This is a genomic window from Pseudoalteromonas sp. SR45-5, from assembly GCF_014163565.1.
GTDB classification, from domain to species: domain Bacteria; phylum Pseudomonadota; class Gammaproteobacteria; order Enterobacterales; family Alteromonadaceae; genus Pseudoalteromonas; species Pseudoalteromonas distincta.
The window spans coordinates 1-941 of sequence record NZ_JACJDN010000964.1 but is presented as its reverse complement, the minus strand read 5'-3'; the positions used below and the strand labels follow the sequence as shown (position 1 = coordinate 941).

Sequence of the window (941 nt, the reverse complement as noted above, 5' to 3'; positions counted from 1 at the left end):
TATGTTACCTAGATTAAAAATTAAATATTTCATTGTTATTGTCGTTTTGATTGGGTTTTCTGTTGGCTTTTTTAATATTAGCTGGTCTAGTTTCAAACTCACTAATCATGAAGTTACTTATATACAAGACACACTCAAAAACGGTGAATTATCGCCTAATATGGTAATAATACCGCCAGGTACAGGCACCATAGGTGGTGAAAACTTTCGTTCTTTTCAAGATGAAGCGCCAATTTTTGAAGCGACAGTAAAAGATAGCTATGCACTAAGTGAAACTGAAATTACCTTTGCGCAATATGACCAATTTTGTAAAACCGGCATACGCTCTTGCCCAAGCGATGAGGGTTGGGGTCGTGGTAAGCAACCTGTGATCAATATATCTTGGTTTGATGCCGTTGCTTATACAAAATGGCTAAGCAAAGAAACAGGCTATACATATCGATTACCAAGCGAAGTTGAATGGGAATATGCTGCTCGCGCTGGAACAAGTAGTAAGTTTTGGTGGGGTAATGAGTATAAACAAGGCATTGACCACTGCGATAGAGATTTAGGTGGTTGCCCAAAAGGCTCTGATTTAGGACACCCTTGGCAAGTAGCTATTTTAAAGCCAAACCCTTTTGGTTTATACGATGTAACCTCAAATGTATCTGAATGGGTGGAAGACTGTTATGTAGATAATCATAACAATGTAACGGGTACTACTGCTGCAAATAAAACTGGTGATTGTAATGATAGAACGGTGAAAGGTGCTAGTTGGACTATGCCACAGCCGCATGTACATCACTCACTAAGAATGGGCTTTACTATAAATGCAAGAGCCGACTTAATTGGTTTTAGAGTATTAAGAGAAATTAATAAAGACGAATTAAAGGATTAAAATGAACGTTGCGTGCCCAAACTGTAAAAGTAAGGTTGATAGTAAGGATATAAAAAATATAAAT

1 protein-coding gene is annotated in these 941 nt (G+C 37.4%); it reads left to right on the top strand.

All coding sequences use genetic code 11. The features are described from left to right. A partial coding sequence (locus H5072_RS20385; protein WP_182738344.1) for an SUMF1/EgtB/PvdO family nonheme iron enzyme occupies positions 1-877 on the top strand: 877 nt, incomplete at its 5' end. Positions 878-941 lie beyond the last annotated feature (64 nt).